The organism is Bradyrhizobium sp. USDA 4504, from assembly GCF_054063995.1.
This window is the reverse complement of the sequence record NZ_JBSSGV010000001.1, coordinates 2,600,744-2,626,862: the sequence shown is the minus strand read 5'-3', so window position 1 is coordinate 2,626,862 and position 26,119 is coordinate 2,600,744. Positions and strand designations below refer to the sequence as shown.

The 26,119-nt window shown below is 64.4% G+C and carries 24 protein-coding genes; 10 read left to right on the top strand and 14 right to left on the bottom strand.

What is annotated here, in order from left to right; all coding sequences use genetic code 11:
• Positions 1-234 precede the first annotated feature (234 nt).
• A complete protein-coding gene (locus ACVMB1_RS11800) occupies positions 235-2,043 on the top strand; it encodes a PHA/PHB synthase family protein (protein WP_076828693.1) in 1,809 nt (602 codons plus the stop codon).
• Between the two features lie 73 nt (positions 2,044-2,116).
• On the top strand, positions 2,117-2,515 hold the full coding sequence (locus tag ACVMB1_RS11795) for an MAPEG family protein (RefSeq protein ID WP_076828695.1): 399 nt from the start codon (positions 2,117-2,119) through the stop codon (positions 2,513-2,515).
• 50 nt (positions 2,516-2,565) lie between these two features.
• On the opposite strand, the gene ACVMB1_RS11790 is transcribed toward ACVMB1_RS11795, so the two are convergent.
• The 6 genes from ACVMB1_RS11790 to ACVMB1_RS11765 form a co-directional block, all read right to left on the bottom strand.
• Positions 2,566-3,156: a class I SAM-dependent methyltransferase gene (locus tag ACVMB1_RS11790; RefSeq protein WP_057018589.1), complete on the bottom strand. Its 591-nt coding sequence runs from the start codon at positions 3,154-3,156 to the stop codon at positions 2,566-2,568.
• Between the two features lie 14 nt (positions 3,157-3,170).
• Positions 3,171-4,151, bottom strand: coding sequence for an N-acetyl-gamma-glutamyl-phosphate reductase (gene argC, locus ACVMB1_RS11785; RefSeq protein WP_076828697.1), 981 nt, complete (start codon positions 4,149-4,151; stop codon positions 3,171-3,173).
• Positions 4,152-4,271: 120 nt separating this feature from the next.
• Positions 4,272-5,318 carry an N-acetyl-gamma-glutamyl-phosphate reductase gene (argC, locus tag ACVMB1_RS11780; protein ID WP_057018591.1) on the bottom strand — a complete coding sequence of 349 codons (1,047 nt, stop codon included), beginning with the start codon at positions 5,316-5,318 and terminating at the stop codon, positions 4,272-4,274.
• Complete coding sequence (locus ACVMB1_RS11775) at positions 5,315-5,989, bottom strand: FMN-binding negative transcriptional regulator (protein ID WP_076828700.1); 675 nt, start codon at positions 5,987-5,989, stop codon at positions 5,315-5,317. Before ACVMB1_RS11775 ends, argC (ACVMB1_RS11780) begins: the two co-directional genes overlap by 4 nt.
• A 337-nt stretch (positions 5,990-6,326) precedes the next feature.
• Complete coding sequence (locus ACVMB1_RS11770; RefSeq protein WP_076828702.1) at positions 6,327-7,316, bottom strand: MBL fold metallo-hydrolase; 990 nt, start codon at positions 7,314-7,316, stop codon at positions 6,327-6,329.
• Between the two features lie 148 nt (positions 7,317-7,464).
• Positions 7,465-7,995 carry a DedA family protein gene (locus tag ACVMB1_RS11765; protein ID WP_028332199.1) on the bottom strand — a complete coding sequence of 177 codons (531 nt, stop codon included), beginning with the start codon at positions 7,993-7,995 and terminating at the stop codon, positions 7,465-7,467.
• Between the two features lie 203 nt (positions 7,996-8,198).
• Here ACVMB1_RS11765 and ACVMB1_RS11760 point away from each other — a divergent pair, with 203 nt between their 5' ends.
• The 4 genes from ACVMB1_RS11760 (at position 8,199) to ACVMB1_RS11745 (ending at position 12,722) form a co-directional block, all read left to right on the top strand.
• A complete protein-coding gene (locus tag ACVMB1_RS11760; RefSeq protein ID WP_244558850.1) occupies positions 8,199-8,549 on the top strand; it encodes a hypothetical protein in 351 nt (116 codons plus the stop codon).
• 126 nt (positions 8,550-8,675) lie between these two features.
• Entirely contained in the window at positions 8,676-10,736 is a 2,061-nt protein-coding gene (gene parE, locus ACVMB1_RS11755) for a DNA topoisomerase IV subunit B (RefSeq protein ID WP_076828704.1), read from the top strand.
• Between the two features lie 226 nt (positions 10,737-10,962).
• Positions 10,963-11,754 carry an outer membrane protein gene (locus tag ACVMB1_RS11750; protein WP_076828706.1) on the top strand — a complete coding sequence of 264 codons (792 nt, stop codon included), beginning with the start codon at positions 10,963-10,965 and terminating at the stop codon, positions 11,752-11,754.
• A 197-nt stretch (positions 11,755-11,951) separates the two neighbouring features.
• Entirely contained in the window at positions 11,952-12,722 is a 771-nt protein-coding gene (locus ACVMB1_RS11745) for an SDR family NAD(P)-dependent oxidoreductase (RefSeq protein WP_016842941.1), read from the top strand.
• A gap of 36 nt (positions 12,723-12,758) precedes the next feature.
• On the opposite strand, the gene ACVMB1_RS11740 is transcribed toward ACVMB1_RS11745, so the two are convergent.
• Together ACVMB1_RS11740 and ACVMB1_RS11735 are read right to left on the bottom strand one after the other, a co-directional pair.
• Complete coding sequence (locus ACVMB1_RS11740) at positions 12,759-14,003, bottom strand: FAD-dependent oxidoreductase (RefSeq protein WP_456816152.1); 1,245 nt, start codon at positions 14,001-14,003, stop codon at positions 12,759-12,761.
• 72 nt (positions 14,004-14,075) lie between these two features.
• Positions 14,076-15,572: a caspase family protein gene (locus tag ACVMB1_RS11735; protein WP_141341088.1), complete on the bottom strand. Its 1,497-nt coding sequence runs from the start codon at positions 15,570-15,572 to the stop codon at positions 14,076-14,078.
• Positions 15,573-15,802: 230 nt separating this feature from the next.
• On the opposite strand from ACVMB1_RS11735, the gene ACVMB1_RS11730 reads away from it, so the two are divergent.
• The 4 genes from ACVMB1_RS11730 to ACVMB1_RS11715 all read left to right on the top strand — a co-directional run bounded on the left by ACVMB1_RS11730 (position 15,803) and on the right by ACVMB1_RS11715 (position 20,930).
• On the top strand, positions 15,803-16,756 hold the full coding sequence (locus ACVMB1_RS11730; protein ID WP_076828710.1) for a helix-turn-helix transcriptional regulator: 954 nt from the start codon (positions 15,803-15,805) through the stop codon (positions 16,754-16,756).
• Between the two features lie 250 nt (positions 16,757-17,006).
• The gene (locus ACVMB1_RS11725) at positions 17,007-17,699 is read left to right on the top strand and encodes a helix-turn-helix transcriptional regulator (protein ID WP_309143530.1); all 693 of its coding nucleotides are present in this window, start codon (positions 17,007-17,009) and stop codon (positions 17,697-17,699) included.
• A 251-nt stretch (positions 17,700-17,950) separates the two neighbouring features.
• Positions 17,951-19,444, top strand: a complete 1,494-nt coding sequence (locus ACVMB1_RS11720; protein ID WP_057018600.1) for a DEAD/DEAH box helicase — start codon at positions 17,951-17,953, stop codon at positions 19,442-19,444.
• Positions 19,445-19,862: 418 nt separating this feature from the next.
• Entirely contained in the window at positions 19,863-20,930 is a 1,068-nt protein-coding gene (locus tag ACVMB1_RS11715; RefSeq protein WP_141343350.1) for a GGDEF domain-containing protein, read from the top strand.
• A 274-nt stretch (positions 20,931-21,204) separates the two neighbouring features.
• Here the strand turns inward: ACVMB1_RS11715 and ACVMB1_RS11710 are convergent, their stop codons facing one another.
• From ACVMB1_RS11710 to sufC, 6 genes are all read right to left on the bottom strand, one after another.
• Positions 21,205-21,687 (bottom strand): TfoX/Sxy family protein, encoded by a 483-nt coding sequence (locus ACVMB1_RS11710; RefSeq protein WP_076828718.1) that lies wholly within the window; start codon positions 21,685-21,687, stop codon positions 21,205-21,207.
• A gap of 177 nt (positions 21,688-21,864) precedes the next feature.
• Positions 21,865-22,254, bottom strand: coding sequence for a HesB/IscA family protein (locus ACVMB1_RS11705; RefSeq protein WP_050384272.1), 390 nt, complete (start codon positions 22,252-22,254; stop codon positions 21,865-21,867).
• Between the two features lie 158 nt (positions 22,255-22,412).
• Entirely contained in the window at positions 22,413-22,784 is a 372-nt protein-coding gene (locus ACVMB1_RS11700) for an SUF system Fe-S cluster assembly protein (RefSeq protein WP_141343349.1), read from the bottom strand.
• On the bottom strand, positions 22,781-24,028 hold the full coding sequence (locus ACVMB1_RS11695) for a cysteine desulfurase (protein ID WP_141343348.1): 1,248 nt from the start codon (positions 24,026-24,028) through the stop codon (positions 22,781-22,783). Before ACVMB1_RS11695 ends, ACVMB1_RS11700 begins: the two co-directional genes overlap by 4 nt.
• Positions 24,025-25,347: a Fe-S cluster assembly protein SufD gene (gene sufD / locus ACVMB1_RS11690; RefSeq protein ID WP_141343347.1), complete on the bottom strand. Its 1,323-nt coding sequence runs from the start codon at positions 25,345-25,347 to the stop codon at positions 24,025-24,027. Before sufD ends, ACVMB1_RS11695 begins: the two co-directional genes overlap by 4 nt.
• Before the next feature lie 17 nt (positions 25,348-25,364).
• Positions 25,365-26,117, bottom strand: a complete 753-nt coding sequence (gene sufC / locus ACVMB1_RS11685) for a Fe-S cluster assembly ATPase SufC (protein WP_028332213.1) — start codon at positions 26,115-26,117, stop codon at positions 25,365-25,367.
• Positions 26,118-26,119: the final 2 nt, after the last annotated feature.

Sequence of the window (26,119 nt, the reverse complement as noted above, 5' to 3'; positions counted from 1 at the left end):
GCACTGGTACGAGCCTTGCAGCGTCCCGCTGCGTTAATTTCGACTTTAGCGTTTCAAACCATTGTCGCCCGAAACGCTTAAAGCGGGAACACCAAAAGCGACCCCTGAGGCTTCAATATGACGGAACAAAGATTTTTTCTCGCACCGCAACAGAGCGAAATGCTGGATTTTGACTGATTTGCGTTGCCGCACCGCGCGATGACGCCCTCCAAACGACGCGATATTGTACCTCAGATGAGCAACGTTAGTACCGACACCCAGGCCACCCCGAAATTCAACGCCGAAGCCTTCGCCATGAACATCGCGCGGGCGATGGAGAGCAGCGGCCAGGCGCTGGCAGCCTATCTCAAGCCGCGCCAGACCGGAGAAGTCCGCGACAAGCCGCCGAATGAGCTCGGTGAGGTCATCAAGACCTTCAGCGTGATCGCCGAATACTGGCTGTCCGACAAGGAGCGCGCCTCGTCGCTGCAGATGCAGCTCGGCAAGGACTATCTCGATCTCTGGGGCTCGGCGGTGCGCCGCATGGCCGGCGAGGCCGATGCCAAGCCGGCGATCGCCCCGGCCCCGCGCGACAAGCGCTTCCAGGATCCGGAATGGAAGTCGAACCAGTTCTTCGACTTCATCCTGCAGCTCTATTTGCTGACCGCGAAATGGGCGCAGCAGCTGGTCCATGACGCCGACGGGATCGATCCCCACACGCGCAAGAAGGCCGAATTCTACGTCCAGCAGATCACCAACGCGCTGGCGCCGTCGAATTTCGTGCTGACCAATCCGGAGGTGCTGCGCGCCACCGTCGAGACCAATGGCGACAATCTGGTGCGCGGCATGAAGATGCTGGCCGAGGATATCGAGGCCGGCCACGGCACGCTGCGGATCCGCCAGTCCGACTCGAGCAATCTCGAGGTCGGCGTCAACATGGCGACGACGCCGGGCAAGGTGATCTTCCAGAACGAGCTGATGCAGCTGATCCAGTATTCGCCGGCGACCGAGAACGTGCTGCGCACGCCGCTGCTGATCGTGCCGCCCTGGATCAACAAGTTCTACATCCTCGATCTGCGCCCCGAGAAATCCTACATCAAATGGTGCGTCGACCAGGGCATCACGGTGTTCGTGATCTCCTGGGTCAATCCGGACAAGGAGCTCGGCAAGAAGACCTGGGCCGACTACATGACCGAAGGCCCGCTGACGGCGATGGACGTCATCGAGAAGGTCACCGGCGAGATGAAGGTGCATACCGCCGGCTATTGCGTCGGCGGCACCCTGCTCGCCTCGACGCTCGCCTATCTCGCCGAGAAGCGCCGCCAGCGCGTGACGTCGGCGACGTTCTTTGCCGCGCAGGTCGACTTCACCCATGCCGGCGATCTCCTGGTGTTCGTCGACGAGGACCAGATCTCGGCGCTCGAACGCGACATGCAGGAATCCGGCGTGCTCGAGGGCAGCAAGATGGCGATGGCCTTCAACATGCTGCGCTCGAACGACCTGATCTGGTCGTATGTCGTGAACAATTATCTGAAAGGCCAGACGCCGTCCTCGTTCGACCTGCTGCACTGGAATTCGGATGCGACGCGGATGCCGTCGTCGAACCACTCCTACTACCTGCGCAACTGCTATCTGGAGAACCGGCTGTCGACCGGCACCATGGTGCTGGACAACACGCTGCTCGATCTGTCGAAGGTGAAGGTGCCGGTCTACAACCTCGCCGCCCGCGAGGATCACATCGCGCCGGCGGAATCGGTGCTCTACGGTTCGCAGTTCTTCGGCGGCCCGGTGAGATATGTGCTGTCCGGCTCCGGCCATATCGCCGGCGTGGTCAATCCACCCGCGTCGAACAAGTACCAGTACTGGACCAACGACAACATCAAGGACATGAAGCTCGCCGACTGGCTGAAGGGAGCCGAGGAGCACAAGGGCTCGTGGTGGCCCGACTGGCGCGGCTGGCTGGAAAGCCATGACCCGGAGACGGTCCCGGCGCGCATGGTCGGCTCCAACGGCACGCAGGTGCTCGAGGACGCCCCGGGCAGCTATGTCCGCGTCCGCGCGTAGCGCCAACTCTTCCGCTCAGCTATAAACAGACGGTCCCGACGGTCGGGAATCGAATTCACGTGAGGGGGAGACGATGACGCGCGAACTGTTCTGGCTGTCACTGACGGTGATCCTGACCGGGCTGTTGTGGATCCCCTACATCATCAACCGCTGCCAGGTGCGCGGCCTCTCCGCCGCCATGGGCAACCCCTCGCGCAACGACAAGCCGCACGCGGAATGGGCCAACCGGCTGATGTTCGCCCATGACAACGCGGTCGAGAACCTCGTGATCTTCGCGCCGCTGGTCCTGATCCTCAATGCGGCCGACTATTCCACCAAGTGGACCGTGCTCGCCTGCGCCGTCTATTTCTGGGCGCGCGTCGCACACCTGATCGTGTACACGCTCGGCCTGCCGGTGTTCCGCACCCTGGCTTTTACGGTCGGCTTCCTCGCCCAGGCGGTGCTGGCGCTCGCGATCTTCAAGGTCCTCTGATCCAGATATTCCCGCCGGTTGCGGCGACAGCCGCGCCGGCGCGGCCTCAACTACCCGCCCTTGCGCACCACGATGTGCAGCATCGTCGCGGGCGCCTCGTCAAAGCTCTTGATCTCGCTGGTGTCGGACGAGACTTGCGTCCACGCCCCTGACGCGGCGTAGGTCGCAGCGAGCCAGTCCGCCGCGGGATAATTGTAGTAGCGGCCGATGCTGTCGCGGCCATCGCCATGGCCGATCTTGTAGCTCGCGTAGAAAACGCCACCGGGTTTCAGCGCCCGATGGATGCGGCCGATGATGTCGGCCAATTCGTCGCGCGGCACGTGCAGCAGGCAGGCGCTGGCCCAGACGCCGTCATAGGCTTCGCGGTCCTCGAGCTCATCGAACAGCATCGCCTCGACGGGATGTTTGATGCGGCGCGCCGCGACCTCGGCCATCTCGGGCGACCCGTCGGTCGCACGCAGCACAAAGCCTTCGGCGAGCATGACGGCGGCATGATTGCCGGCGCCGCAGCCGAGTTCGAGGATCGCGCCGCCCGGCGGCAGCAGCTTCAGAAAGCCGATCAGCCGGGTGGACGGGGCTTTCGCCCACCCGGCATAGGCCTCGGCATTGCGCCGATAGAACTGCAGCGTGGCGTCGTCCACGATCCGCGTCGCCGTCAGCTGTCGGCCAGCCCGAGCATCAGCCGCATGTTCTGGACCGCGGCACCCGAGGCGCCCTTGCCCAGATTGTCGAGCCGCGCGACCAGCACCGCCTGGTGGTGCTTGTCGCTGGCGAAGACGTAGAGCTCGAGTTGGTTGGTCTCGTTGAGCGCCTCCGGCTCGAGCCGCCCGCCCTTGGCGGCCTCGTTCTGCAGCGGCATCACCGAGACATATTTGCTGCCGGCGTACCATTTCGCCAGAGTCGCTTGCAGATCGGTACCATCAGGCTTGCCCGGCAGCGCGTCGAGTTGCAGCGGCACCGAGACCAGCATGCCCTGCCGGTAGTTGCCGACCGACGGGATGAAGATCGGCCTTCGCGTCAGGTGCGAATAGAGCTGCATCTCCGGAACGTGCTTGTGCTCGAAGCCGAGGCCGTAGAGTTCGAAGGCCGGCGCCGAGCCGTCCTCGAAGCTGGCGATCATCGACTTGCCGCCGCCCGAATAGCCGCTCACCGCGTTGACGGTGACGGGATAATCCGCCGGCAGCACGCCGGCATCGACGATCGGCCGCAGCAGCGCGATCGCGCCGGTCGGATAGCAACCCGGATTGGAGACCTTCTTCGCGTTACGGATCTTGTCGGCCTGGTCGGGCGCGAGCTCAGGAAAACCGTAGGCCCAGTCGGGCGCAACGCGATAGGCCGTCGAGGCGTCGAGCACTTTCGGCGCGGCATTGCCCATCGTGTCGATCAGCGCCACAGTCTCCTTGGCGGCCTCGTCAGGCAGGCAGAGGATCACGAGATCCACCTCCTCCATCAGCGCGCGCTTGGCGCCGGCATCCTTCCGCTTGTCCTCGGCGATGTGCTTCACCGCAACGTCGCCGATCGAGAGCAGCCGCTCCTGGATGCCGAGGCCGGTCGTGCCGGACGCGCCATCGACGAACACGGTGGCCTTGGTCGCACCGCTCCTGGTTTTCGGTTGGTTGGTGTCGGTGAGGGTCATGGCACGTTCCTTTCGAGCTCGTTCGTTTCGTTTAACACATCTGGCCGCGCCTGCGCCGCCAACGGGGATAAGCAGTTATCCTTAGATTGAGCGCCCCTCGCCAGCGACAACAACCCCCGCTCATGGAAACAGCGCGATCTGCTCCAGTCCGGTGGTTTCGGGCAAGCCGAACATCAGGTTCATGTTCTGGATCGCCTGTCCGGCCGAACCCTTCACAAGATTATCGAGCGTCGAGAGCACGATGGCGCGGTTCTTGATCCGGTCGGCGACGACGCCGATCTGAACATAATTCGAACCACGCACGTTCTGCGTCTGTGGCAGCACACCCTTCTTCGTCACATATACGAACGGCTCGTTGGCGTAGGCCCTTTCCAGCTCGGCGCGCAAATCGTCCGGCGTAGCCCCGTTGAGCTTGACATAGGATGTGCAGAACTCACCCCGCGCCATCGGAATGAGATGCGGGGTGAAGTTCACCGTCACAGCCGAGCCAGCGGCCGCGCCAATCTCCTGCTCAATCTCCGCCGAGTGTCGATGGCTTCCGATCGAATAGGGCGACAACCCTTCGCCGGCCTCGCTGAACAGCGTGTTCTGCTTCAGTCCGCGTCCGGCGCCGGTGACGCCCGACTTTGCGTCGATGATGATGTCGTCGACGTCAATCAGCTTTGCCTTCGCCAGCGGAACAAGCGCCAGCAGCACCGCCGTCGGATAGCAGCCGGGACAGGCTACCAGCCGCGCGGCCGTGACCTCCTCCCGGTAGAGTTCGGTCAGCCCATAGACCGCCTCGTCCTGCAATTCGAGCGCCCGGTGCTCATGCCCGTACCATTGCGCGTAGCTGTCTTTGTTGCGCAGCCGGAAATCCGCGGACATATCGAGGATCTTGATTCTGGGATTGGCTTTCAGCACCGCGGCGATGATCTCTTGCGTCGTCCCGTGCGGCAGTCCGCAGAACACGGCATCGAGCCGCGTCCAGTCGACCTTTTCCCATTCCACGAGTTTTGGCAGGTCGAGCATGAAGAAGTGAGGAAACACCTCGCTCATCGTCTTGCCGGCATGGGTGTTAGCGGTAAGCGCGGTGATTTCGGCATTCGGGTGCCGCGCCAACAGGCGCACCGCGTCGGCGCCGGTGTAGCCGGACGCGCCCAAAATTCCGATTTTCTTCTTCGTCATTGCTCGCTCCTCGGAAGCGTAGTCATCTCGGTCTGTATCAGCGCGAAAGCCTGCGGGCGCACCTCGCGCATCAAGGCCGCGATGTCTTGGGCACCGGGTTCGGCCTGCAAAGCGAGCGTGTTGCCGACCGCCGCGAAATCGGTTTCAGACTTGTGCTGGTTCAGCTTGAAGCTGCCCTCCACCTCTTCCACCATCATCTCGAGACCCACGATGGCCTTCTTCATGGTTTCCAGCCTCGCGGCGGTCATCTTGCCCGACACCCACGGCTTTTTCGGCAGCAGCCGGTCCTCGAACTTGGCGCTCAGCGCGTCGATCTGAACGGCAAGCTCGTCATCCGACAACGTCCGCACCGGCCCGGTCAGATGCACCGCCTGATAGAGCCAGGTCGGCACCTGATCGGGTGACACGTACCAGTCCGGCGAAACATAGGCGTCGGCGCCGGTAACGGCCAGCAGCCAAGGTGACCCGCCCGCCAGCTTTACCAGCGGATTGTGACGGGCAACATGAAACAGCGCCCGCGGCGTCCCGTCGGCGGCGTAAGTCAAGTAGAACGGGAGCGCGGAGGCGATCGGCTTGCCGCCGTCCCACGCGCAGGCCATGCCGAAACCACGCGCTTCCGCGAAGGCAAGGCTCGCGGCACGGTCAGGCTTGAAGGGCGGTGGCGTATACATGGTCAAAGCTCCTGCATGACGAAGGAGCCGCCAGATCGAACCGCGTGTCTTTTTCAGGAGAGCGCCGCGGGATCGGGTCCGGCGGCAGAGGCGATGGTCTTAAACGCGAGCGACCGCCCATACCGCGATAATGCGGCGGCGGCGGGCAATGATGATGGTCGCGGCGTTGATCATGGCCGCGGCTATAAGGCCGCGCCCCCTTGACGTCAAGTTGTTGCTTGTCATTCCGGGGCGATGCACAGCATCGAACCCGGAATCTCGCGCTAGGACCTCCAGATTCCGGGGTTCGCGCTCCGCGCGCCCTCAGGTGCGCAATGGCGCACCGGGGAATGACTGGCTAGATCGCCGGATTCCACGGTGCCGGCACGACGCGATAGCCGCTGCCGTCCTTCACCACATGGCCGAGGCCCGGGAACGGATAGTGGAAGCCCTGCACCTGGAGCCGCTCGGCAACCACCATGTCGTAGATGCGCCGGCGGGTCTTCTCCGCCACGTCGCCGTCCTGGTCGAAGAACGCATGCCAGCCGGGGTTGGTCGCGAACAGGTTCGGATTGTTGGTGACATCGGACTGGATGAAGACCTTGTCCGGGCCCGAGGCCAGCACGTAGGAGGTGTGGCCCGGCGTGTGGCCGACGGTCTCGACCGAGGTCAGGCCCGGCGCGATCTCCTTGCCCCACTCGTACGGCGTGACCTTCTTCTTCAGGCCGGCTTCGAAGATATTGCGGTTGTTCTTGAACAGGCCCTGCATGCGGCCGGCCGGCGCCCGGCTCATCTCGCCGTCGTCCATCCAGAACTTCCACTCGGTCGCCGGCACCAGCACCTCGGCATTCGGGAATGCCGGCGTGCCTTCGGCGGTCAAGAGGCCGTTCACGTGGTCGCCGTGGAAGTGCGAGATCACGACCATGTCGACATTCCTGGGATCGAAGCCGGCGGCGACGAAATTGTCGGCGAACAGGCCATTGGCGCCCTTCGTGCTGGCCTTCGCCAGCGCACCATTGCCGGTGTCGATCACCACCAGCTTGCCGCCGGTGTTGAGCACCAGCGGTGCGAACCAGATCGTCATCATGTCGCGCGGCATGAACGCCTTCTCAAGCGCCGCGTTGACGTCGTCCCGCTTTGCATTGGAGATGAAGGAGTCTTCCAGCTTGAAGACATTCTTGCCATCGGACACAACGGTGACGAGGATGTCGCCGACCTTGTAACGATAGAAGCTCGGCGCCTGCTTGTCGGCAACCGGCGCCACAGCGCCCGCAGGAACGGTTGATAGCAACGGTGCGGCGGCGATGCCGGCAGCGCCGGCGAGAGCATGACGTCGTGTCAATTCCATGTGCTGTCCTTCCAAGTGAAACTGCGCCCGATGAATTCGCGCCCGGTGGGCGCGGTTGTATCAGCGTTTCGATACTCGCGCGATGCCGACAGCTCGAGCGGTTACCCTCCCGCCTAACCCCTGCAGGTCGGCCTTATTCCGGAGCTTGCTACACCACCCGCCACACCCACTCGATGGCATGGGCAATGACGTCGCCGAACAGCAGCAGTGCCGCCGACCAGACCAGCGCGGAGACGAAATTGGCGATCTGGAATTGCCAGTACGACATCTCGAAAATGCCGGCCGCAAGCGGCACCGAGGCGCGCAGTGGACCGAAGAAGCGGCCGATGAAGATGCTGGGCACGCCCCAGCTCTTCACGAAGGCCTCGCCCCGCGGCAGGATCTCCGGGTAGCGCGACAGGGGCCACATCTGCGCGACCTGCTCCTTGTAGCGATAGCCGAACCAGTAGGAGACCCAGTCGCCGAGCGCGGCACCAACGCCGCCCGCGATCCAGATCGGCCAGAAGCTGATCCCGCTGACGCCGATCAGGGCGCCGATCGCGACCAGCGCGCCCCAGGCCGGAACCAGCAATGAAATGAAGGCGAGCGATTCAGCGAACGCCAGCAGCATGACGATCGGAGCGGCCCAGGCCTGGTGGTGCCGCACGAATTCGGCCAGGGCCCGCGCAAGGTCTTCCATCTCGTCGTGTGCCTTCCCGCTCCGTTGAACCTCGAATGAACCTTTCTAGCGGCACGCAGCCTAAGAACAGGTAAGCCAGCCGATTGCGTGACATCAAGTCACAAAGGCGGGGATCGACCGTGATTTCCCGTAAGGCCCCTGAGGTCCAGGTTGGCATCTCCCTCACAAGAAAAAGGAATTACTGGATGATCGGATCGCTGATGATGTGCGTGAGCGTTCTCGTCCTGCTGTTCGGAATGCTCGCGGGCATCGCCATGGGTATCCAGCACGACTTCACGTTGGGACCGGCGCATGCGCATCTCAATCTGGTCGGCGGCGTGCTGCTGTTCCTGTTCGGCCTCTACTACCGGCTGGTGCCGGAAGCGGGCAGCATGCTGCTCGCCAGAATCCAGGGCTGGCTGCATATCGTCGGCGGCGTCCTGTTCCCGGCCGGCGTGGCCGCCGTGCTGCTGAAGGGACCGTCGTTCGAGGCGGCGCCGATCGTCGGGTCACTGCTGGTGGTCGCCGCCATGGCCCTGTTCACGGTCATTGTAATCCGCACCTCGCAGGCGTAATCGCGGTTTCCTATCTATGGGGATGGCCGGGCTCCAGGGCGCGGCCGTCCCCATTGGCAGCCCATCCGTGGCATAGTCAGAGCAACCGATTCGCCGCGCCGTGACCGGCGCGTCACTTGAAGAACCATGGCCAAATCATTGAAGTCGAACGCCAAAAGTAAATCTGCCGACGATCTGTTCGGAGCCCCGGAACCGAAGGGACGCGCCCCGGCGAAGGCTGCTTCGCGATCCGCTGGAAGCGCCGAAGCCGGTTATACGGCGGCTGACATCGAGGTGCTGGAAGGGCTGGAACCGGTCCGCCGGCGCCCCGGCATGTATATCGGCGGCACCGACGAGAAGGCCCTGCACCACCTGTTCGCCGAGGTGATCGACAACTGCATGGATGAGGCGCTGGCGGGCCACGCCACCTTCATCGACGTGGAGCTGACCGCCGACGGCTTCCTGACCGTGACCGACAATGGCCGCGGCATTCCGGTCGACCCGCATCCGAAATTCCCGAAGAAGTCGGCGCTCGAAGTCATCATGTGCACGCTGCACTCGGGCGGCAAGTTCGACTCCAAGGTCTACGAGACCTCGGGCGGCCTGCACGGTGTCGGTGTCTCCGTGGTCAACGCCCTCTCCTCGCGGCTCGAGGTCGAGGTTGCGCGCAGCGGGCAGTTGCATCGCATGACCTTCGAGCGCGGCCACCCCAAGGGCAAGCTCGAAGACCTCGGCAAGGTCAACAACCGCCGCGGCACGCGCATCCGCTTCAAGCCGGACACCGACATTTTCGGCGCCAAGGCGGCTTTCAAGCCGCAGCGTCTGTTCAAGATGACGCGCTCGAAGGCCTATCTGTTCGGCGGCGTCGAGATTCGCTGGCACTGCGACCAGGAGCTCCTGAAGGGCGTCGAAGACGTCCCGTCGGAAGCCAAGTTCCACTTCCCCGGCGGACTGAAGGATTATCTGGCCGCGGCGATCCACGCCGATACGCTGGTGCATCAGGATATCTTCTCCGGCAAATCCGGCCGCAGCGGCGCGCATGGCGCCTGCGAATGGGCCGTGGCCTGGACGGCCGATGCCGACGGCTTCCTGTCGTCCTACACCAACACGGTGCCGACGCCCGATGGCGGTACGCATGAATCCGGCCTGCGCAGCGCATTGTTGCGCGGTCTGAAGGACCACGCCGAACGCGCGGGCCAGGGCAAGCGCGCGGCGTCCATCACCTCGGAAGACGTGATGGTGGGCGCGGCCGTGATGCTCTCGGTGTTCGTGCGCGAGCCTGAATTCCAGGGCCAAACGAAGGACCGCCTCGCCACCGCCGAAGCGCAGCGCATCGTCGAACAGGCGATGAAGGATCCGTTCGATCACTGGCTGTCAGGCAATCCGAACCAGGCCAACCGGCTGCTCGATTTCGTGATCGATCGCGCCGAGGAGCGGCTGCGCCGCCGCCAGGAAAAGGAGACCGCGCGCAAGACGGCCGGCAAGAAACTGCGTCTGCCCGGCAAGCTCGCCGACTGCTCCGACGCCGGTACCGAAGGCTCTGAGCTCTTCATCGTCGAAGGTGACTCGGCCGGCGGCAGCGCCAAGCAGGCGCGCGACCGCAAGACGCAGGCCGTGCTGCCGCTGCGCGGCAAGATCCTCAACGTCGCCTCTGCCGGCAAGGACAAGCTGACCGCCAACGCGCAGCTCTCCGACCTCGTGCAGGCGATCGGCTGCGGCACGCTCGCGCATTACCGCGAAGAGGATCTGCGCTACCAGCGCATCATCATCATGACCGACGCCGACGTCGACGGGGCGCACATCGCATCGCTCCTGATCACCTTCTTCTACCGGCAGATGCCGCGGCTGATCGACGAAGGGCACCTCTATCTGGCGGTTCCGCCACTCTACAAGCTGAAGCACGGCACCAAGTCGATCTACGCCCGCGACGACGCGCACAAGGACGAGCTGCTGAAGAGCGAGTTCAACGCCAACGCCAAGGTCGAGGTGAACCGCTTCAAAGGCCTCGGCGAGATGATGCCGGCGCAGCTGAAGGAAACCACGATGGATCCGGCCAAGCGCACGCTGCTGCGCGTGGTGCTGCTGGCCGACGATCGCGAGGGCACCGCCGACTCGGTCGAGCGGCTGATGGGCACCAAGGCCGAAGCCCGCTTCGCCTTCATTTCCGACAAGGCCGAATTCGCCAGCGACGACCTACTCGACGTCTAGGCCCAACCGATTGATCTGAAATGAATTTCCGGCCGCCCCCAGATTGGGGCGGGCGTTGCCATTTTGCCCGTTCGGAGAGCCCCAGTGGCTTCGTTTTCGGCCGGATGTGTCTCACCAGCAACAGCATTTCCGGCGGAACCACGTATAGTTCGACCATGAGTTTCGGGAATCGGTGCCAGCGCACTCCCCTGAGCGACCTGATCGAACGCTAGTCGAGGATTTGGATATGAAGAAGATTTTGCTCGCTCTGACCGCGGTTGCTGCGATGACGGCATCGGCGTCGGCTGCCGATCTGGCCGCCCGCCCCTACACCAAGGCTCCTGCCCCGGTTCCGGTCGCTCCGAGCTGGACCGGCTTCTACATCTTCGGCGGCGGCGGCGGCGGCGTCTGGGATGCTGACACGGGCGTCCAGTCGACCGTTACGGGTGCGCCGATCCTCGGCTTCAACCAGCGCCAGGGCGGCGATGGCTGGTACGGCACCGTCGGTGCCGGTTATGACTGGCAGACCGCCAACAGCTGGGTCATCGGCGTGTTCGCCGACGGTCAGTTCGGCAGCCTGAAGGGCACCATCCAGGATCAGGGTCCGTTCGTCGCCGGCAACATCAAGAACGACTACAGCTGGGCGGCTGGTGCGCGCCTCGGCTACCTGATCGCGCCGAACGTCCTGTCCTACGTCAACGCCGGTTACTCCAGCTCGCACTGGAAGGGCACCACGCTGTTCAACACCGCGAGCGCGCTTCCCTCGGGTCTGCACACCAACGACTTCGATCGCGGCGGCTGGTTCGTCGGCGGCGGCGTCGAGAACAACCTGAACATCTTCGGCATCACCGCGCCGGGCTGGTTCATGAAGACCGAGTATCGCGCCGCTTACTACGACAACAAGAACATCTCGGAGCTGGTCGACGGCACCAACCTCTCGAACGGCCGCGACATCACCTTCAAGCCGCTTGTCCAGACCATCAGCACCTCGCTGGTCTACCGTTTCAACTGGACCGGTCCGGTTGTCGCCAAGTACTGAGCTGCGTACTGATCCCTGCTGAGATAGCAGAGCAAAAGCCCCGGCATTGTCCGGGGCTTTTTTGTTGCCCGAACGTCATGGAAATCGCCCGACGCGCAAGCCCGCCGGCGCAGGGCGGACCGGCTGTGGCCGATCTGGTCAGCGCCGTGACGATCGGGCACTCTCGCGCCCGGTTCAAACCTCAACGGACAACAACAATGAAAAACGGACAGTTTGATCTCTCGGGCCGGGTCGCCATCGTCACCGGCGGCAATGGCGGCATCGGGCTTGGCATGGCGCGCGGCCTGGCGGACGCCGGCGCGGCGGTTGCCGTGGTCGGCCGCAACGAGGCGAAGTCAAAGGCCGCCGTCGAGGATCTCGGCAAGCGCGGCGCCAAGGCGATCGCGGTGGCAACCGACGTGACCGACAAGGCCGCCGTCGCGGCCATGGTCGAACGGGTCGTTCGCGAGCTCGGCCGGATCGACATTCTCGTCAACAACGCCGGCATGAGCATCCGCAAGCCTCCGCACGAGCTCGAACTGGAGGAGTGGAGCAAGGTGATCGACACCAACCTCACCAGCGCGTTCATGTGCTCGAAGGCGGCTTATCCGGCGCTCAAGGCGTCGGGGCACGGCAAGATCATCAATATCGGCTCGATGATGTCGATCTTCGGTGCGAGCTTCGCCGCGGCCTATGCCGCGAGCAAGGGCGGCATCGTACAGTACACCCGCGCCTGCGCCAACGCCTGGGCTCCCGACAACATCCAGGTCAACGCCATCCTGCCCGGCTGGATCGATACCGACCTGACCAAAGGCGCGCGCCAGCAGGTGGCCGGGCTGCACGAGCGCGTGCTTGCGCGCACGCCGGCGGCACGCTGGGGGGCGATCGACGACTTCGCCGGCATCGCCGTGTTCCTGGCGTCGCCGGCGTCGGACTTCGTCACCGGCACCGCGATCCCCGTCGACGGCGGCTATTCGGTGATGGCCTGAAAACACGGGCGCTCTTCCGGTCGCGCGGCGCGCAGTTCAGCCCGCGGCCGGCGAATGCACGTGCTCCGGCCGCACCCCGACGGCGACCAGACGTGCGGTGAGGCCCTGCAGCCAGGGCATTGCCGTGATCAACCGCAGCGCCAACGGCACCGGCTGATCGCCGGCCTTCAGCGCCGCGCTGATGATGTTGTTCTGCGCAATCACCTGCATGCGCTGCGTCACGCGCACCGGGAATTCGCGGCGCCGCCGCACCGCATCGAGCTCGTCTTCCGACGGCACGCCGTGAACGAGCTTCGCCGCCAGGATGTTGGCGGTCGCGACCGCATCCTGCACCGCGAGGTTGACGCCGACGCCGCCGATCGGCGACATCGCATGCGCGGCGTCGCCGATGCAAAGCAGGCCGGGACGGGTCCAGCGCGTCAGGCGATTGATCGCGACCGTGAGCAGCTTGACGTCGTCAAAGCTCTTCACGTCGGCAAGGCCGGCCTTGAGGATCGGCGCCAGCCGCAGCACGTCGTCGAGCAGCGCCGGCAATCCCCTCGCCTTCACCGCCTCGTATTGGCCCTTGGCGATCACATAGGCGCATTGCCAGTAGTCGCCGCGATCGAACGTCACCATCATCTTGCCGTGCTCGACGCGGGCGAACAAATTCTCGGTCTCATCCGGACGCCGGCCGACGCGAAACCACAAAACGTCCATCGGCGCGCCGATCTCCTCGACGTCGAGGCCGGCGCGCTCGCGCACGATCGAATGACGTCCGTCGCAGCCGACGGTGAGATCCGCCTCGATCTCGACCGGGCCGTCGAGTGTGTTCGCGTGCACGCCCGCGACAGCATCGCCGCGCCGGATCAGATCGGTCGCCTCGGCCTTCATCAGCACCTTCAGCGAGGGGAAGCGCTTGCCGCTCTCGCGCAGGTAATTGAGGAAGTCCCACTGTGGCATCATCGCGATGAAGGGGTATTTGACGCTGAGGCGGCGGAGATCGGCGATCCGCACCGAGGTGCCGCCGAACATGCCGTCGAGCGTCTGGATGTCCTGATGCGGCAGCTTCAGGAAGCCGTCGATCAGGCCGAGTTCGTCCATCACCTGCAGGGTCGACGGATGCACGGTGTCGCCACGGAAGTCGCGGAAGAAGTCGGCGTGCTTCTCCAGCACCACGACATCGACTCCGGCGCGTCCGAGCAGATAGCCAAGCATCATGCCGGCCGGCCCACCACCGACCACGCAGCAGCGCGCCCTGATCTGACGCGTGTTCGGTCCTGCCGGATTGCCTGCATCCATGATGCCGTCCTCACCGCTGCCTCGCCCCTCAGAATCCGATTGTAACGCGGATCTGGCGGCAAGGATGCAAGGCTATCGCCTGAAGGTCTTGATTTCCGACACGCTGCCGTCGCGATAGGTCAGCTCGACCGAGACCGCCCTGGTCTGCGGCGCAAGCTTCAGATAAGGCTGCGCGTCAGACGGGATCGCGCTGGGATCGCGCGAATTGCAGGATGGCATCTTCAGGACCTTGTCCGGCACCGCGGTGTCGATGCCGATGCGCACCTCGCGGATCGCGCAGCGATACGACATCAGGTGCGTATAGTAGACCAGCAGCCCGTTGAACTCGCGGAATGACAGCCAGCTGGTCGCGGTCATGTCGAGGATCTTGCGCTGGTCGCGGATCAGCGCGGCGTCGGGATCGAACTTGATCGGGAACGGCCCCTGCATCATGCCTTGCGTATCGACATAGCGAATCTCGATCGTTGCGGCCGGCGCATCGGCCGGCAGCTCGACCGACGGATTGGGCATCCGCTTGCGCGTGCGCGGATCGAGCGTGTCGATGAAGCCGGTTTCGCGGAAATCGCCGCTGTCGCCGATCCGCCAGGAAATCCCGAGCGTCGGATCGGCGATCGAGAACACCACGGTCCAGCCGCCATTGTGCCGCGAGAAGCTCGCGATCGGCGCGTTGATCGAATCCTCCTTAGGCAGCTTCGGCACCGCGACCGGCGGCAGCGCGGCCACCTGCTGCGGCGGCGCGGACGGCTTGGTCGCCTCGGCCTGCCCCTTCGCGATCCCGTTCAGGAAGACATCGTCGACCATCTGGTCGAAATAGACCGGGATCTGCTTGTGCTTCACGGTCTCGGCCATCTCACTGACCAGGCGCCGCGTGCGCTGCGCGACCTGCACGAGATTCTCGCCGGGCTGCAGCAGCTCCTTGGCGAAGGTCCGCGTGAATACCGAATTGGGATTGGCATCATCGTTCGAAAGACGGTCGAGCGCGGTCTGGCGCGGCCCCGCCGAGAACACCGAGAACACGCCCTCCGGCAGTTGCGTCATCGGCGCGAGGCCACCGCCGCCGGCGACCGCGCGCGTGCCGGCGCGCTCGAACGGATTGTTGCGGCAGGCGTCGAACACCAGGATCGAGGTGCGCGCCTTCTTGTTCTGCAAGCGCTCGACGATGCGGTCGGCGAGAACAGAGGCGTCGCGCACCAATTCCTCCTGCCCTTCGGTGGCGGCCGGCACGTCGGTCGGTAGCAGGAAATTCTGGCCGGCGATCTCGAAGCCGTGGCCGGCATAGAAGAAGAACGCGGTATCGCCGGGTTCGACGGCGCGGTCGAACGCGAGCAGCGTCTCGGAGAACGCCTGCCGGTTGAGGTTCTCGGCTACCATGACGCTGAAGCCGAGCTGCTTCAGCGTGTCGCCCATGGTGCGGGCGTCGTTGACCGCCTTCTGCAGCCTGGGCACGTTCCTGTAGTCATTATTGCCGATCACCAGCGCGACGCGCTTTTCGGCCTGGGCGGGTGCGGCCGATGCGACAAATGCAACCGCCCAAAGGATCGCCGAAAGTCTCGAAAGCCAGCTCTTCATCCCGTTTCCCCGCCTGCACGACAAATGCGCCGCCCGTGCGACCGCCGTCTAATAGTCGGACCAGCCGTTTCGCCGGTTCAAGGCCGGCCGCGGACGGCCGTTCCGGCCGGCCACGCCAGGCCGAAATGAGGGATCCGATTTGTCTTAGGTCAAGTTTCTTTTTACGGCCCGCGTGATAGATTCGAAGCTCCATCCGGTTCGAGCTCTCCGCACGTCGCAACGGCTTTTCCGTGCACACATGGTCTACTGATCAAGTCGATCCCAAGGATCGCTTCGACTATTGGCGCGAGGTCCGCGCCAAGGGGCTGTTCGGCGTCACCGCCGAGTTGGAAGCCGACCGGCGCCGCGACTTCTTCGGCGAGTTCTCGCTGCGCAAGCTCGGCGATGCCGGGCTGGTCGAGCTGCGGGCCTCGCCGTACCGCGTCGAGCGGCGCACGGGCGACATCGCCGATGCGGCCAGCGACAGCCTGTGCATCTACCAGCAGCTTGGCGGCGGCGGCTGGTTCGGCGGCGCGCGGCTCGATGAATTTGCCGTTCGCGACGGCATGTTCGCGACCAGCTATTCGGACCTGCCCTATCGCACTGTCCCCCTGCACGATGACGGCTTCCACCTGCGCATCATCAAGGTCCCGGTGGCCAACATCGTCCCGCCGGGCGCCGAGCTCGGCGAACTCGTCCCCAGGCCCGTGCAGGATGAGACCGCGCTGCGGGCCCTGCTGGAAGCATGCTTCCGCGACCTCATCGAAAGCAATGATGCCGCGGCGGCGGGCACGGCGCCGACGGTGCAGGCGCTGGCGCATATCGCGCTGATCGAGCGCGGCATCATGCGGCCGAAGAGCCGGCTCGCGCAGCAGGCCTTGCGAACCGCCCATTTGTCGCTGGCCCGGCGCCTGATCCGGCGCCACCTGGCGCGTGCGGCGCTGTCGCCAACCCTGATTGCCGGCCTGCTCGGCATCTCGGTCCGTCACCTGCACATCCTGTTCGAGGAAACCGAGATGAGCTTCTCGGAGACCGTCACCGCGCTCCGGCTCGAGCAAAGCCGCCGCCTGCTCCGCGAGCAGCCCAGGCAGACGATCGCCGAGGTCGCCTTTGCCTGCGGCTTCGAGAGCCTTGCGACGTTCTACCGCCTCTTCAATGCATCCGAATCCATGACACCGGGCGACTACCGCGCGCGAACGGCCTGAGCGCCCGTCCGGACCGGCCGGGACACCGCGCTCGCAGTTTGCCGAGCTCCGCCGCGCCCCCTTCACTCCTTGAACTTCACACCGCCGCGCGATCCGACGTTCGTTGAACCGAAGTGATCAGCCTGCGCGCATTGAGAAGATATTTTCCGGCCATTTCGCCAGAACCACTGCGGCGCTTCGCCCGGGTTCGGCACCGCAAATTTCCTTACCGACGACGCGCGCGCTCATGCAGAGCGAGGGATCAGTCACGATGCGCGGTAAGCACGGGGATCACAGCCAGGAAACGCCAGCTACAGGCGCGACGCGCATTTATCTCGATGCCGCGGACCTGCGAGCGGATCAAATCCCGGCATCTGAGCCAGCCCGTCAGGGCTCAGCGGCGACCGGCAATCACGGCTGGACGCCGCTGCTCGAAGCTTGCCTCGCCGACTTCAAGGAAGCGACGAAGGCCGGTGATACCGCTTGCATTCCTGCGCTGGTCAAGATCGTGGCGGACCTTGCGCTGATCGAGCGCGGTGTGATCAGGCCGGGCAGCCGCCGGGCGCAGCAGGCGCTGCGCGTCGGCCGGCTCAGCCTCGCGCGCCACCTGATCACGCGCCATCTTGCCAAGCCAAGCCTGTCGCCAGGGATGGTCGCCGGCATGCTCGGCGTCTCGGTCCGCTACCTGCACGTCCTGTTCGAGGCGACCGGGGCAAGCTTTTCGCAGACCGTCACCGCCCAGCGCCTGAGCGAGAGCCGAAGGTTGCTTTGCGAGAAGCCGCCGCGGCCGATCGCCGACATCGCCCTCACCTGCGGGTTCGGCAGCCTCGCCACCTTCTACCGGATATTCGGCGATTCCGAAGGCCTGACGCCCGGCGGATTCAGGATGAAAAACAGCGCGGAGGCCCCCGCTGTGACCTCGCCGTCCGGGGCGGGGGTCGTGATTCATTTGACCGCCAAATGACGAAAAGACGCGTATTTCAGTCAAAACGTTAAGCTTTTTCGGCCATCCGGCTGGTTCCAAGATTGACTTTACCGCTTTCGCCCCTATGTTGCGGGCAACGCGGCCCTCGGATCGAAACGCGATTCGTCAGGTTTGCCGTCCGTCGGCGTTAGTCAGAGCCCCCGAGCTTTATAGAAAAGCGAGCCGTTTCGGGGCCGAACGCGACAGCCTTTTACCTGCGATGCCGAACGGCGGTTTCGACCAGAGGCTCAATGTCTTTTTCCAATCTAGGCCTGTCCGATAAGGTCCTCGCCGCAGTTGCGGCCACCGGTTACACCAATCCCACTCCGATCCAGGAACAGGCAATCCCGCACGTTCTCGCCCGGCGCGACGTCCTCGGCATTGCCCAGACCGGCACCGGCAAGACCGCTGCCTTCGTTCTCCCGATGCTTACCCTGCTCGAGAAGGGCCGCGCCCGGGCACGGATGCCGCGCACCCTGATCCTCGAGCCGACCCGCGAGCTTGCCGCGCAGGTGAAGGAGCAGTTCGACAAATACGGCGCCGGTCAGAAATTGAACGTGGCGCTCCTGATCGGCGGCGTCTCGTTCGGCGACCAGGACTCCAAGCTGATGCGCGGCGTCGACGTCCTGATCGCTACGCCCGGCCGCCTGCTCGACCACACCGAACGCGGCGGATTGCTGCTCACCGGCGTCGAGCTGCTGGTGATCGACGAAGCCGATCGCATGCTCGACATGGGTTTCATCCCCGACATCGAGCGCATCTGCAAGCTCGTCCCGTTCACGCGGCAGACCCTGTTCTTCACCGCGACGATGCCTCCGGAGATCAGCCGCATCACCGAGGCCTTCCTGCACAATCCTGCGCGGATCGAAGTCTCCAGGCCCGCGACCACCGCCGTCACCGTGACGCAATTGCAGGTCCCGGCCGGTCGCGAAGCGCATGACAAGCGCGAGATCCTCCGCCGCCTGCTGCGCGATGCCAAGGATCTCAACAACGCGATTATCTTCTGCAATCGCAAGCGCGAAGTCGCCGTCCTTCACAAGTCACTCCAGAAGCACGGCTTCAGCGTCGGTGCCCTGCACGGCGATATGGATCAATCCGCCCGCACCGCGGCCCTCGATCAATTCCGGAAGGGCGAGATTCCGCTGCTCGTCGCCTCCGACGTCGCCGCCCGTGGTCTCGACATTCCCGCGGTGAGCCACGTCTTCAATTTCGACGTACCGCACCACCCCGACGACTATGTCCACCGCATTGGCCGTACTGGCCGCGCCGGACGCACCGGTACTGCGATCTCCATCGTCACCTCGCTCGATAGCAAGTCGATGACCGCGATCGAGAAGCTGATCGGCCAGCCGATCCCGCGCGCTGAGGGCGACTACACCGTTCACAGCGAAGCCTCCGACGAGGACGCCGCGCCGCGCCGCTCGCGTGGCCGCGAAGGTTCGCGCGATGGTGCCCGCGGCGGCCGCAAGCCGCGCCGCGAGCGCGAGGCGCGCCACGGTGAACGCGAGCCGCGTCACGGTGAACGCGAAGCGCGTCACGAGCGGGAGCCCCGCGAGGAGCGCGCAGCGAAGCCGGAGCGTGAACCGCGCCACGGCCGCAATTCGGCTCCGCAGGCCGCTCCGTCGCACGTGCCGTCGATCGGGCGTGCCGAGCCACGGCGGCCGCAGCGCGAGGTGGACCATGAGCCCGCCGATCATTCGCACCTGCCCGCCTTCCTGCTACGACCTGTGCGCGCACGCGCATAAGGCCTGCTCTGATGCCGCCGCGCCAGCGGCGGTATTCCGGACACTTCTGTTACCGCCCACGACCGGCGCACGCGCTGATTCCTCAGCGTTTGAAGCAAATGCGCCCAGTTTGCGCCTCGCACCAAAGCGCGATGAGATTTGCGCGAAGCGTCATCGCGCCTTAGCTCGTTGTTTGTGCATGATCTTTTCGGAAAACCGCTGCGCACTTTTCCGGATCATGCTGTAGCGAGCAAACGAAAAGCGCCCGAAAGTGGCGCTCAAGGCGGACAAACATCGGGCGCGCCGCATGGTCGCCGCAGCCGGCTTCCCCGTAGTTCCACTGTTTACCTTGCCTTCACTCTCGTCCCGTACCCTCGCCCCAATAGTTTAGTCATTGCTGCCGGGTTTAATCGGCATTGCGTGCATTGAGGACGTGACAGTGGTCAAGCTGCTGGACGAACACGAACGTACGTTGGCCTTTGCCGAAGTGGCGCTTGGCCAGATCCGCTCGCTTCGCCAGACCGCAGTCCCCCGCAACTATGAAATCTGGTACGTCTACGCGACCGGATACAACGCGCCGCTCAACAAGGTCATCAACGAGACGCTGGCGCGCAGTGGCAAGCTCTCTGAATCCGATCTCGAGCAGATCTACGAAACCTACCTTTCGCACATCAAGACCTCGGACCGCATCGACAAGGTCGGCGCGCGCGTCATCGGCGAGATCGACGCCGTCATGAAGCTGATCACCGATGCGCTCGGCGTGTCCGCGACCTATGACGCCAGCCTCGTCGGCGCCAGCGATAAGCTTGCGAGCGCGACCACCCGCGATCACATCAAGCCAATCGTCGATAGCCTGGCGAAATCGACGCGCGAGATGCGCGAGACCAATCAGGCATTGGAGAACCGGCTCGCGCTGTCGAAGTCGGAGATCAGCGACCTGCAGCATAGCCTCGAGGCGATCCGTGCCGAGAGCCTGACCGATCCGCTCACCGGCCTCGGCAACCGGAAATATTTCGACCGCTCGATCGACATGGCGGTGCAAGCCGCGCTCGCCAGCGGCGAGCCGCTGTCGCTCCTGATGTTCGACATCGACCACTTCAAATCGTTCAACGACTCCTACGGCCATCTCACCGGCGACCAGGTGCTGCGGCTGGTGGCACAGTCGCTGAAGCAGAACATCAAGGGCCAGGACATCACCGCCCGCTATGGCGGCGAGGAATTCGCAGTGGTGCTTCCCAACACGGCGCTGCGGCAGGCGCTGACGGTCGCCGACCACATCCGCCGCGCCGTGATGGCCAAGGAGCTGAAGAAGAAGTCGACCGGCGAGATCCTCGGCCGCGTCACGATCTCGGTCGGCGTCTCCATGCTGAAGCCGACTGACGACACCGACTCGCTGATTGAGCGCGCCGACGCCTGCCTCTATGCCGCCAAGCGCGCCGGCCGCAACCGTGTGATCTGCGAGGCCGATCCGGAATACAGCACCGAGATCCAGACCCGCGTGGCGTGAGCCGCATATGCGGGTCTGCGGATTGCTTCGTCGCCCATGCTCCTCGCAATGACATGGACAAATTCGCTCATCCTTTCAGGGTGATGGGGATGCAGCGCAATCTCTCCCCTCGTCGTCCCGGCGAAAGCCGGGACCCATAACCACAGGGTTGAGTTGTTAGAAGGTTGTGGCCCCAGCGTCGTGCAACAATGACCTTCGGTGGTTATGGGTCCCGGCTTTCGCCGGGACGACATCGAGCATGTTGCGTCATCGAGAGGCATACATTCACGGTCTCTCAGGATCGGGACCGATTCTTTCCTGTGCGCTTCTTCCGAGCCGAAGATTGCTTCGCAGTCGCCTTGCTCGCGGCCACCTTCTTCCCTGCGGTCTTCCTGCCTGCAGTCTTCTTCGCAGGCGCCTTCGACTTTCGCGCAGCCGCTCGTTTCCTCGGCCGCTTGCGCAGGGCGGCGCGCTGGGCGGCGCCGAGTGCCGACCGTGCCCAGACTGCGAGTTCTTCCGAATCATCGAACAGCCGTGCCGGCAGCTGCCAGTAGGAGTTCACCGTGACGGTCTTCGACCGTGTCTGATACTGGAATGGCCCGCAGCCCTCCGCCTCAAATTGCGGGATGGTCTGCTCGTCGGCACGAAAGTAGAGCCCGGCACGCAAGGCGAGCGCGAAGTTAGTGCCGTCCGCGGAGATGCCGTAGCCGGAGAACATCCGGCGCAGCGTGACCGGGCCGAAATCGGCGAACAGGTCGGTGAGGAATTCGCGGTCCATGTGCCGATCGCCCCCGTTTCTGTCGCCTCATGGTAAGGAGCACGTCTCCATCCATGTCATTGCGAGCGTAGCGAAGCAATCCATCGCGCAACAAGCGGAAACATGGATTGCTTCGCCACGCTCGCAATGACGGGCAACACAGGTGCCGATCACACAACAATCGATATGCGGACGTCTCTAGACCGTGGCCGGCTTGAGCTGCACCGATTCGCCGCAGCCGCAGGCGGAGACCTGGTTCGGGTTGTTGAACACGAACTGGGCCTGCATTTTGTCGGCCACATAGTCCATCTCGGTTCCAAGCAGGAACAGCACGGCCTTCGGATCGACCAGGATCTTCACGCCCTTGTCCTCGACCACTTCATCGGTCGGACGGATCTCGTGAGCGTATTCGACGGTATAGGACTGTCCGGCGCAGCCGCCATTCTTGATGCCGACGCGCAGCCCGACGATCTCGGAATCCGCGCGCTTGGTCAGCTCGGTGATCCGCTCCGCGGCGGCATCGGTCAGTTTCATGACCTGCGGGCGCGGCCGCTTCGGCTTGGCCGGGGTTGGTGAAGCTTGCGTCATGTCACTCATGTGGTCAGTCCCAGCGGCAAATCAATTGCCGATCTTCTTGAGCCTAAGTCCAATCCGTAAAGGTTCTTGATCAGAACCTTTACCTCTTGTTCTGACGCGTTTTCTTCACGCGAACCGGCATCCACTTCGCTCGAAAACGCTGCGACGCATCACCACATATTGAGGACGAGGCGCGCCTCGTCCGACATCCGGTCCGGCGTCCAGGCCGGATCCCACACCAGGTTGACGTTGACGACGCCGACGCCGGGAACGCTGGCGACCGCGTTCTCCACCATCTGCGGCAACTCGCCGGCGGCCGGGCAGTTCGGCGTGGTCAGCGTCATCATGATGTCGACCGAGCGATCATCCTTGAGATCGACCTTGTAGATCAGGCCGAGTTCGTAGATGTCGGCCGGGATTTCCGGGTCGAACACCGTCTTCAGCGCCGCGACGATCTCGCCGCTCATGCGCTCGGTCTCCTCCACCGGCAGTGCCGAGGTGGTTTCCATGGTGGCCGTCTTGACTTCGGCTGTATCGGTCATGCGAACAATTCCCGCGCCTTGATCAGCGCCTGCGCCAGATGGTCGACTTCTTCCCTGGTATTATACATCCCGAAGGATGCACGGCAGGTGGCCGTCACGTTGAACCGCTCTAAAAGCGGCATCACGCAATGCGTGCCGGCGCGCACCGCAATGCCCTGACGATCGATCACGGTCGCGACATCGTGGGGATGCGCGCCCTTCATTTCGAACGAGATCACGGGACCCTTGTTGCGAGCGGTTCCGATCACCCGCAGCGAGTTGATCTCGCGCAGGCGCTCCTGCGCATAGGTGAGCAGCTCATGCTCATGCGCGGCGATGCGCTCCTTGCCGATCGAATTGACGTAGTCGATCGCAGCCCCCAGCCCGATCGCCTCGACGATCGGCGGCGTCCCGGCCTCGAACTTGTGCGGCGGATCGCCATAGGTGACCCAGTCCTTGGCCACCTCACGGATCATCTCGCCGCCGCCGTTGAACGGCCGCATCGCCACCAGATGCTCGTGCTTGGCATAGAGCGCGCCGATGCCGGTCGGTCCGTACACCTTGTGACCGGTAAAGGCGTAGAAATCGCAATCGAGGTCCTGGACGTCGATCGGCAGGTGCACCGCGCCCTGTGCGCCGTCGACCAGCACCGGGATGCCGCGAGCGTGCGCCAGCCGGATCACCTCCTTGACCGGAACCAGCGTGCCGAGCGCGTTCGACATCTGGGTGATCGCGACGATCTTGGTACGCGGGGTCAGAAGCTTCTCGAACTCCTCGATCAGGAAGTTGCCCTCGTCGTCGACCGGTGCCCACTTGATCACGGCACCATGGCGCTCCCTGAGGAAATGCCAGGGCACGATGTTGGAGTGGTGCTCCATGATCGAGAGGACGATCTCGTCACCCTCCTTGATGTTCACCCCGCCCCAGGACGACGCCACCAGGTTGATCGCCTCGGTGACGTTGCGGGTGAAGACGATCTCTTCATTGCGGCGGGCGTTGATGAACTGCGCGACCTTGCCGCGGGCGCCCTCATAGGCCTCGGTCGCGGCATTGGCGAGGTAATGCAGGCCGCGATGCACATTGGCGTATTCGCTCTTGTAGGCCTCGGTCATGCGGTCGAGCACCGCATTCGGCTTCTGTGCCGAGGCCGCGTTGTCGAGGTAGACCAGCGGCTTGCCGTAGATCTGCATGGCGAGCGCCGGGAAATCCTGCCGCACCAGCGCGACGTCGTAACTGCCGTTGGCGACCGCCTTGTGCATGCTCACGCCCTCGCCTGAAGCCAGCGCTGCGCGGTGGCAATTGCGACCTCGCGCAACGCTTCGCTGGCGATGGTCTCGATCGCCTCGCCGACGAAGGCCTGGATCAGGAGCGCCTGCGCTTCCTTCTCGGGCAGTCCGCGGGCGCGCATGTAAAACAGCAGGCTTTCGTCGAGCGCACCGGTGGTCGCACCGTGACCGCAGGTGACGTCGTCGGCGAAGATCTCGAGTTCGGGCTTGTTGTCGGCCTCCGCGTCGTCGGACAGAAGCAACGCACGGGTCATCATCTTGGCGTCGGTCTTCTGCGCGTCGGGGCGGACGATGATGCGGCCCTGGAACACCGAATGGGCGCGGTCGTCGACAACGGCACGGAAGATCTCGCGGCTCGCGCAGTGCGGCACCGCGTGATCCATGAACAGCGTGGTGTCGGCGTGCTGCTTGCCGTTGATCAGATTGACGCCGTTGGTCTCGACCGTCGAGCCCTCGCCGGCGCAGGTCACCGCCAGCTGATAGCGGCTGACATGACCGCCCGAGGTCAGGCCGAAGGTGTTGAAATGGGCATGCGCGCCGAGCGACACCGTCGCCGAGGAAATGTTGAAGGCATCGACGCTGTCTTCGACCAGGCGCACGTGATCGAGCCGTGAATTGTCACCGATCGCAACAACCAGTCCGTCATGGGTCTGGTAGGCCTTGGCGCCGTCGGCGGCGAGATAGCTCTCCACCAGCGTCACGCCGGTATCGCGGCCGAGCCGGAGCAGCGACCGCGTGAACGTCGAGGCCGGCGCAGTGCCGGATGCGACATGCACGATGTGCAGCGGCTGGGTCAGCACCGTGCCGTTGGCGACGTCGATGACGACCCCGTCGGTCGCCATCGCGCCATTCAGCGCGATCATGGGGTTGGCGACATCAGACGCGAGAGCCTGTGTCGCGACGATCTCGTCGCCGGCTTCCAGCGCGAGGCGCAGCGGATTGATCGAGAGCCCTTTCTCCAGATCTCGCCAATCGGAGAGATCAGGCGCGAACGCGCCGTCGACCAGCACCAGACGCCGGACGCCTTCGATCGCGCGGGCCTGTACGACGGCCCTGGCGCGGCTCAGCGCGGCATCATCCGGTGCCGCCGCGAGCGGCAGCACCTCGCGCATCAACGCGCGCAGGTCGGTGTATTTCCAGTCCTCGATCCGGCGATGCGGCAGGCCTGATCGTTCATAAGCCTCGAAGGCCTGGCGCCGCTGATCGGCGATCTTGCCCTCGCCCGGCAGACGGTTGCGCACCACGGCGAATGCATCGCCCAGCGCGCGCCCGGTCTCGGTCTTTGCAACAACGTTCATCACAAAACCCGCGTTTGTCAGGCAGCGTCTTCGAACTGCGCGTAACCGGACTCTTCCAGCTCCAGCGCCAGTTCCTTGCCGCCGCTCTTCACCACCCGGCCCTTCGACATCACGTGCACGAAGTCCGGCACGATGTAGTTGAGCAGCCGCTGATAGTGGGTGATCACGACCATCGCGCGCTCCGGCGAGCGCAGCGCGTTGACGCCGTCGGCCGCGATCCGCAGCGCGTCGATGTCGAGGCCGGAATCCATTTCGTCGAGGATGCAGACGGCCGGCTCGAACAGCGCCATCTGCAGGATCTCGTTGCGTTTCTTTTCGCCGCCGGAGAAGCCGACATTGACGCCGCGCTTCAGCATGTCCTGCGGAATGTTCAGCGACTTGGCGACCTCGCGGACCTTCTTGAGGAAGGCCGGCGACGAGATCTCGTCCTCGCCGCGCGCCTTGCGCTGGGCGTTGAGCGCCGCGTGCAGGAAATTCCAGGTGGTGACGCCGGGAATCTCGACCGGATACTGGAACGCCAGGAACACACCCTTGGCGGCGCGCTCGTTCGGCTCCATCTCCAGCAGGTCCTCGCCCCTGAACAGGATCTGCCCGCCGGTGACTTCATAACCCGGCTTGCCGGCGATGACGTGGGAGAGCGTCGACTTGCCGGAGCCGTTCGGCCCCATGATCGCGTGCACCTCGCCCGGGTTCACCGTGAGCGACAGCCCGTGGAGGATCTCACGCTCCTCGACACGAACCTGCAGATCTTTCACTTCAAGCAGAGACATCT

Bases quoted from the DNA above. Each gene is read 5' to 3' on its own strand.
- ACVMB1_RS11795 (WP_076828695.1), top strand. From the start codon at position 2,117: ATGACGCGCGAACTGTTCTGGCTGTCACTGACGGTGATCCTGACCGGG.
- ACVMB1_RS11750 (WP_076828706.1), top strand. From the start codon at position 10,963: ATGAAGAAGATTTTGCTCGCTCTGACCGCGGTTGCTGCGATGACGGCA.
- ACVMB1_RS11735 (WP_141341088.1), bottom strand. From the start codon at position 15,572: ATGAAGAGCTGGCTTTCGAGACTTTCGGCGATCCTTTGGGCGGTTGCA.
- parE (WP_076828704.1), top strand. From the start codon at position 8,676: ATGGCCAAATCATTGAAGTCGAACGCCAAAAGTAAATCTGCCGACGAT.
- ACVMB1_RS11700 (WP_141343349.1), bottom strand. From the start codon at position 22,784: ATGACCGATACAGCCGAAGTCAAGACGGCCACCATGGAAACCACCTCG.
- ACVMB1_RS11770 (WP_076828702.1), bottom strand. From the start codon at position 7,316: ATGGAATTGACACGACGTCATGCTCTCGCCGGCGCTGCCGGCATCGCC.
- ACVMB1_RS11775 (WP_076828700.1), bottom strand. From the start codon at position 5,989: ATGTATACGCCACCGCCCTTCAAGCCTGACCGTGCCGCGAGCCTTGCC.
- ACVMB1_RS11765 (WP_028332199.1), bottom strand. From the start codon at position 7,995: ATGGAAGACCTTGCGCGGGCCCTGGCCGAATTCGTGCGGCACCACCAG.
- sufC (WP_028332213.1), bottom strand. From the start codon at position 26,117: ATGTCTCTGCTTGAAGTGAAAGATCTGCAGGTTCGTGTCGAGGAGCGT.
- ACVMB1_RS11705 (WP_050384272.1), bottom strand. From the start codon at position 22,254: ATGACGCAAGCTTCACCAACCCCGGCCAAGCCGAAGCGGCCGCGCCCG.
- ACVMB1_RS11740 (WP_456816152.1), bottom strand. From the start codon at position 14,003: ATGGATGCAGGCAATCCGGCAGGACCGAACACGCGTCAGATCAGGGCG.
- argC (WP_057018591.1), bottom strand. From the start codon at position 5,318: ATGACGAAGAAGAAAATCGGAATTTTGGGCGCGTCCGGCTACACCGGC.
- ACVMB1_RS11760 (WP_244558850.1), top strand. From the start codon at position 8,199: ATGTGCGTGAGCGTTCTCGTCCTGCTGTTCGGAATGCTCGCGGGCATC.
- argC (WP_076828697.1), bottom strand. From the start codon at position 4,151: ATGACCCTCACCGACACCAACCAACCGAAAACCAGGAGCGGTGCGACC.
- ACVMB1_RS11800 (WP_076828693.1), top strand. From the start codon at position 235: ATGAGCAACGTTAGTACCGACACCCAGGCCACCCCGAAATTCAACGCC.
- sufD (WP_141343347.1), bottom strand. From the start codon at position 25,347: ATGAACGTTGTTGCAAAGACCGAGACCGGGCGCGCGCTGGGCGATGCA.
- ACVMB1_RS11720 (WP_057018600.1), top strand. From the start codon at position 17,951: ATGTCTTTTTCCAATCTAGGCCTGTCCGATAAGGTCCTCGCCGCAGTT.
- ACVMB1_RS11710 (WP_076828718.1), bottom strand. From the start codon at position 21,687: ATGGACCGCGAATTCCTCACCGACCTGTTCGCCGATTTCGGCCCGGTC.
- ACVMB1_RS11725 (WP_309143530.1), top strand. From the start codon at position 17,007: ATGCGCGGTAAGCACGGGGATCACAGCCAGGAAACGCCAGCTACAGGC.
- ACVMB1_RS11745 (WP_016842941.1), top strand. From the start codon at position 11,952: ATGAAAAACGGACAGTTTGATCTCTCGGGCCGGGTCGCCATCGTCACC.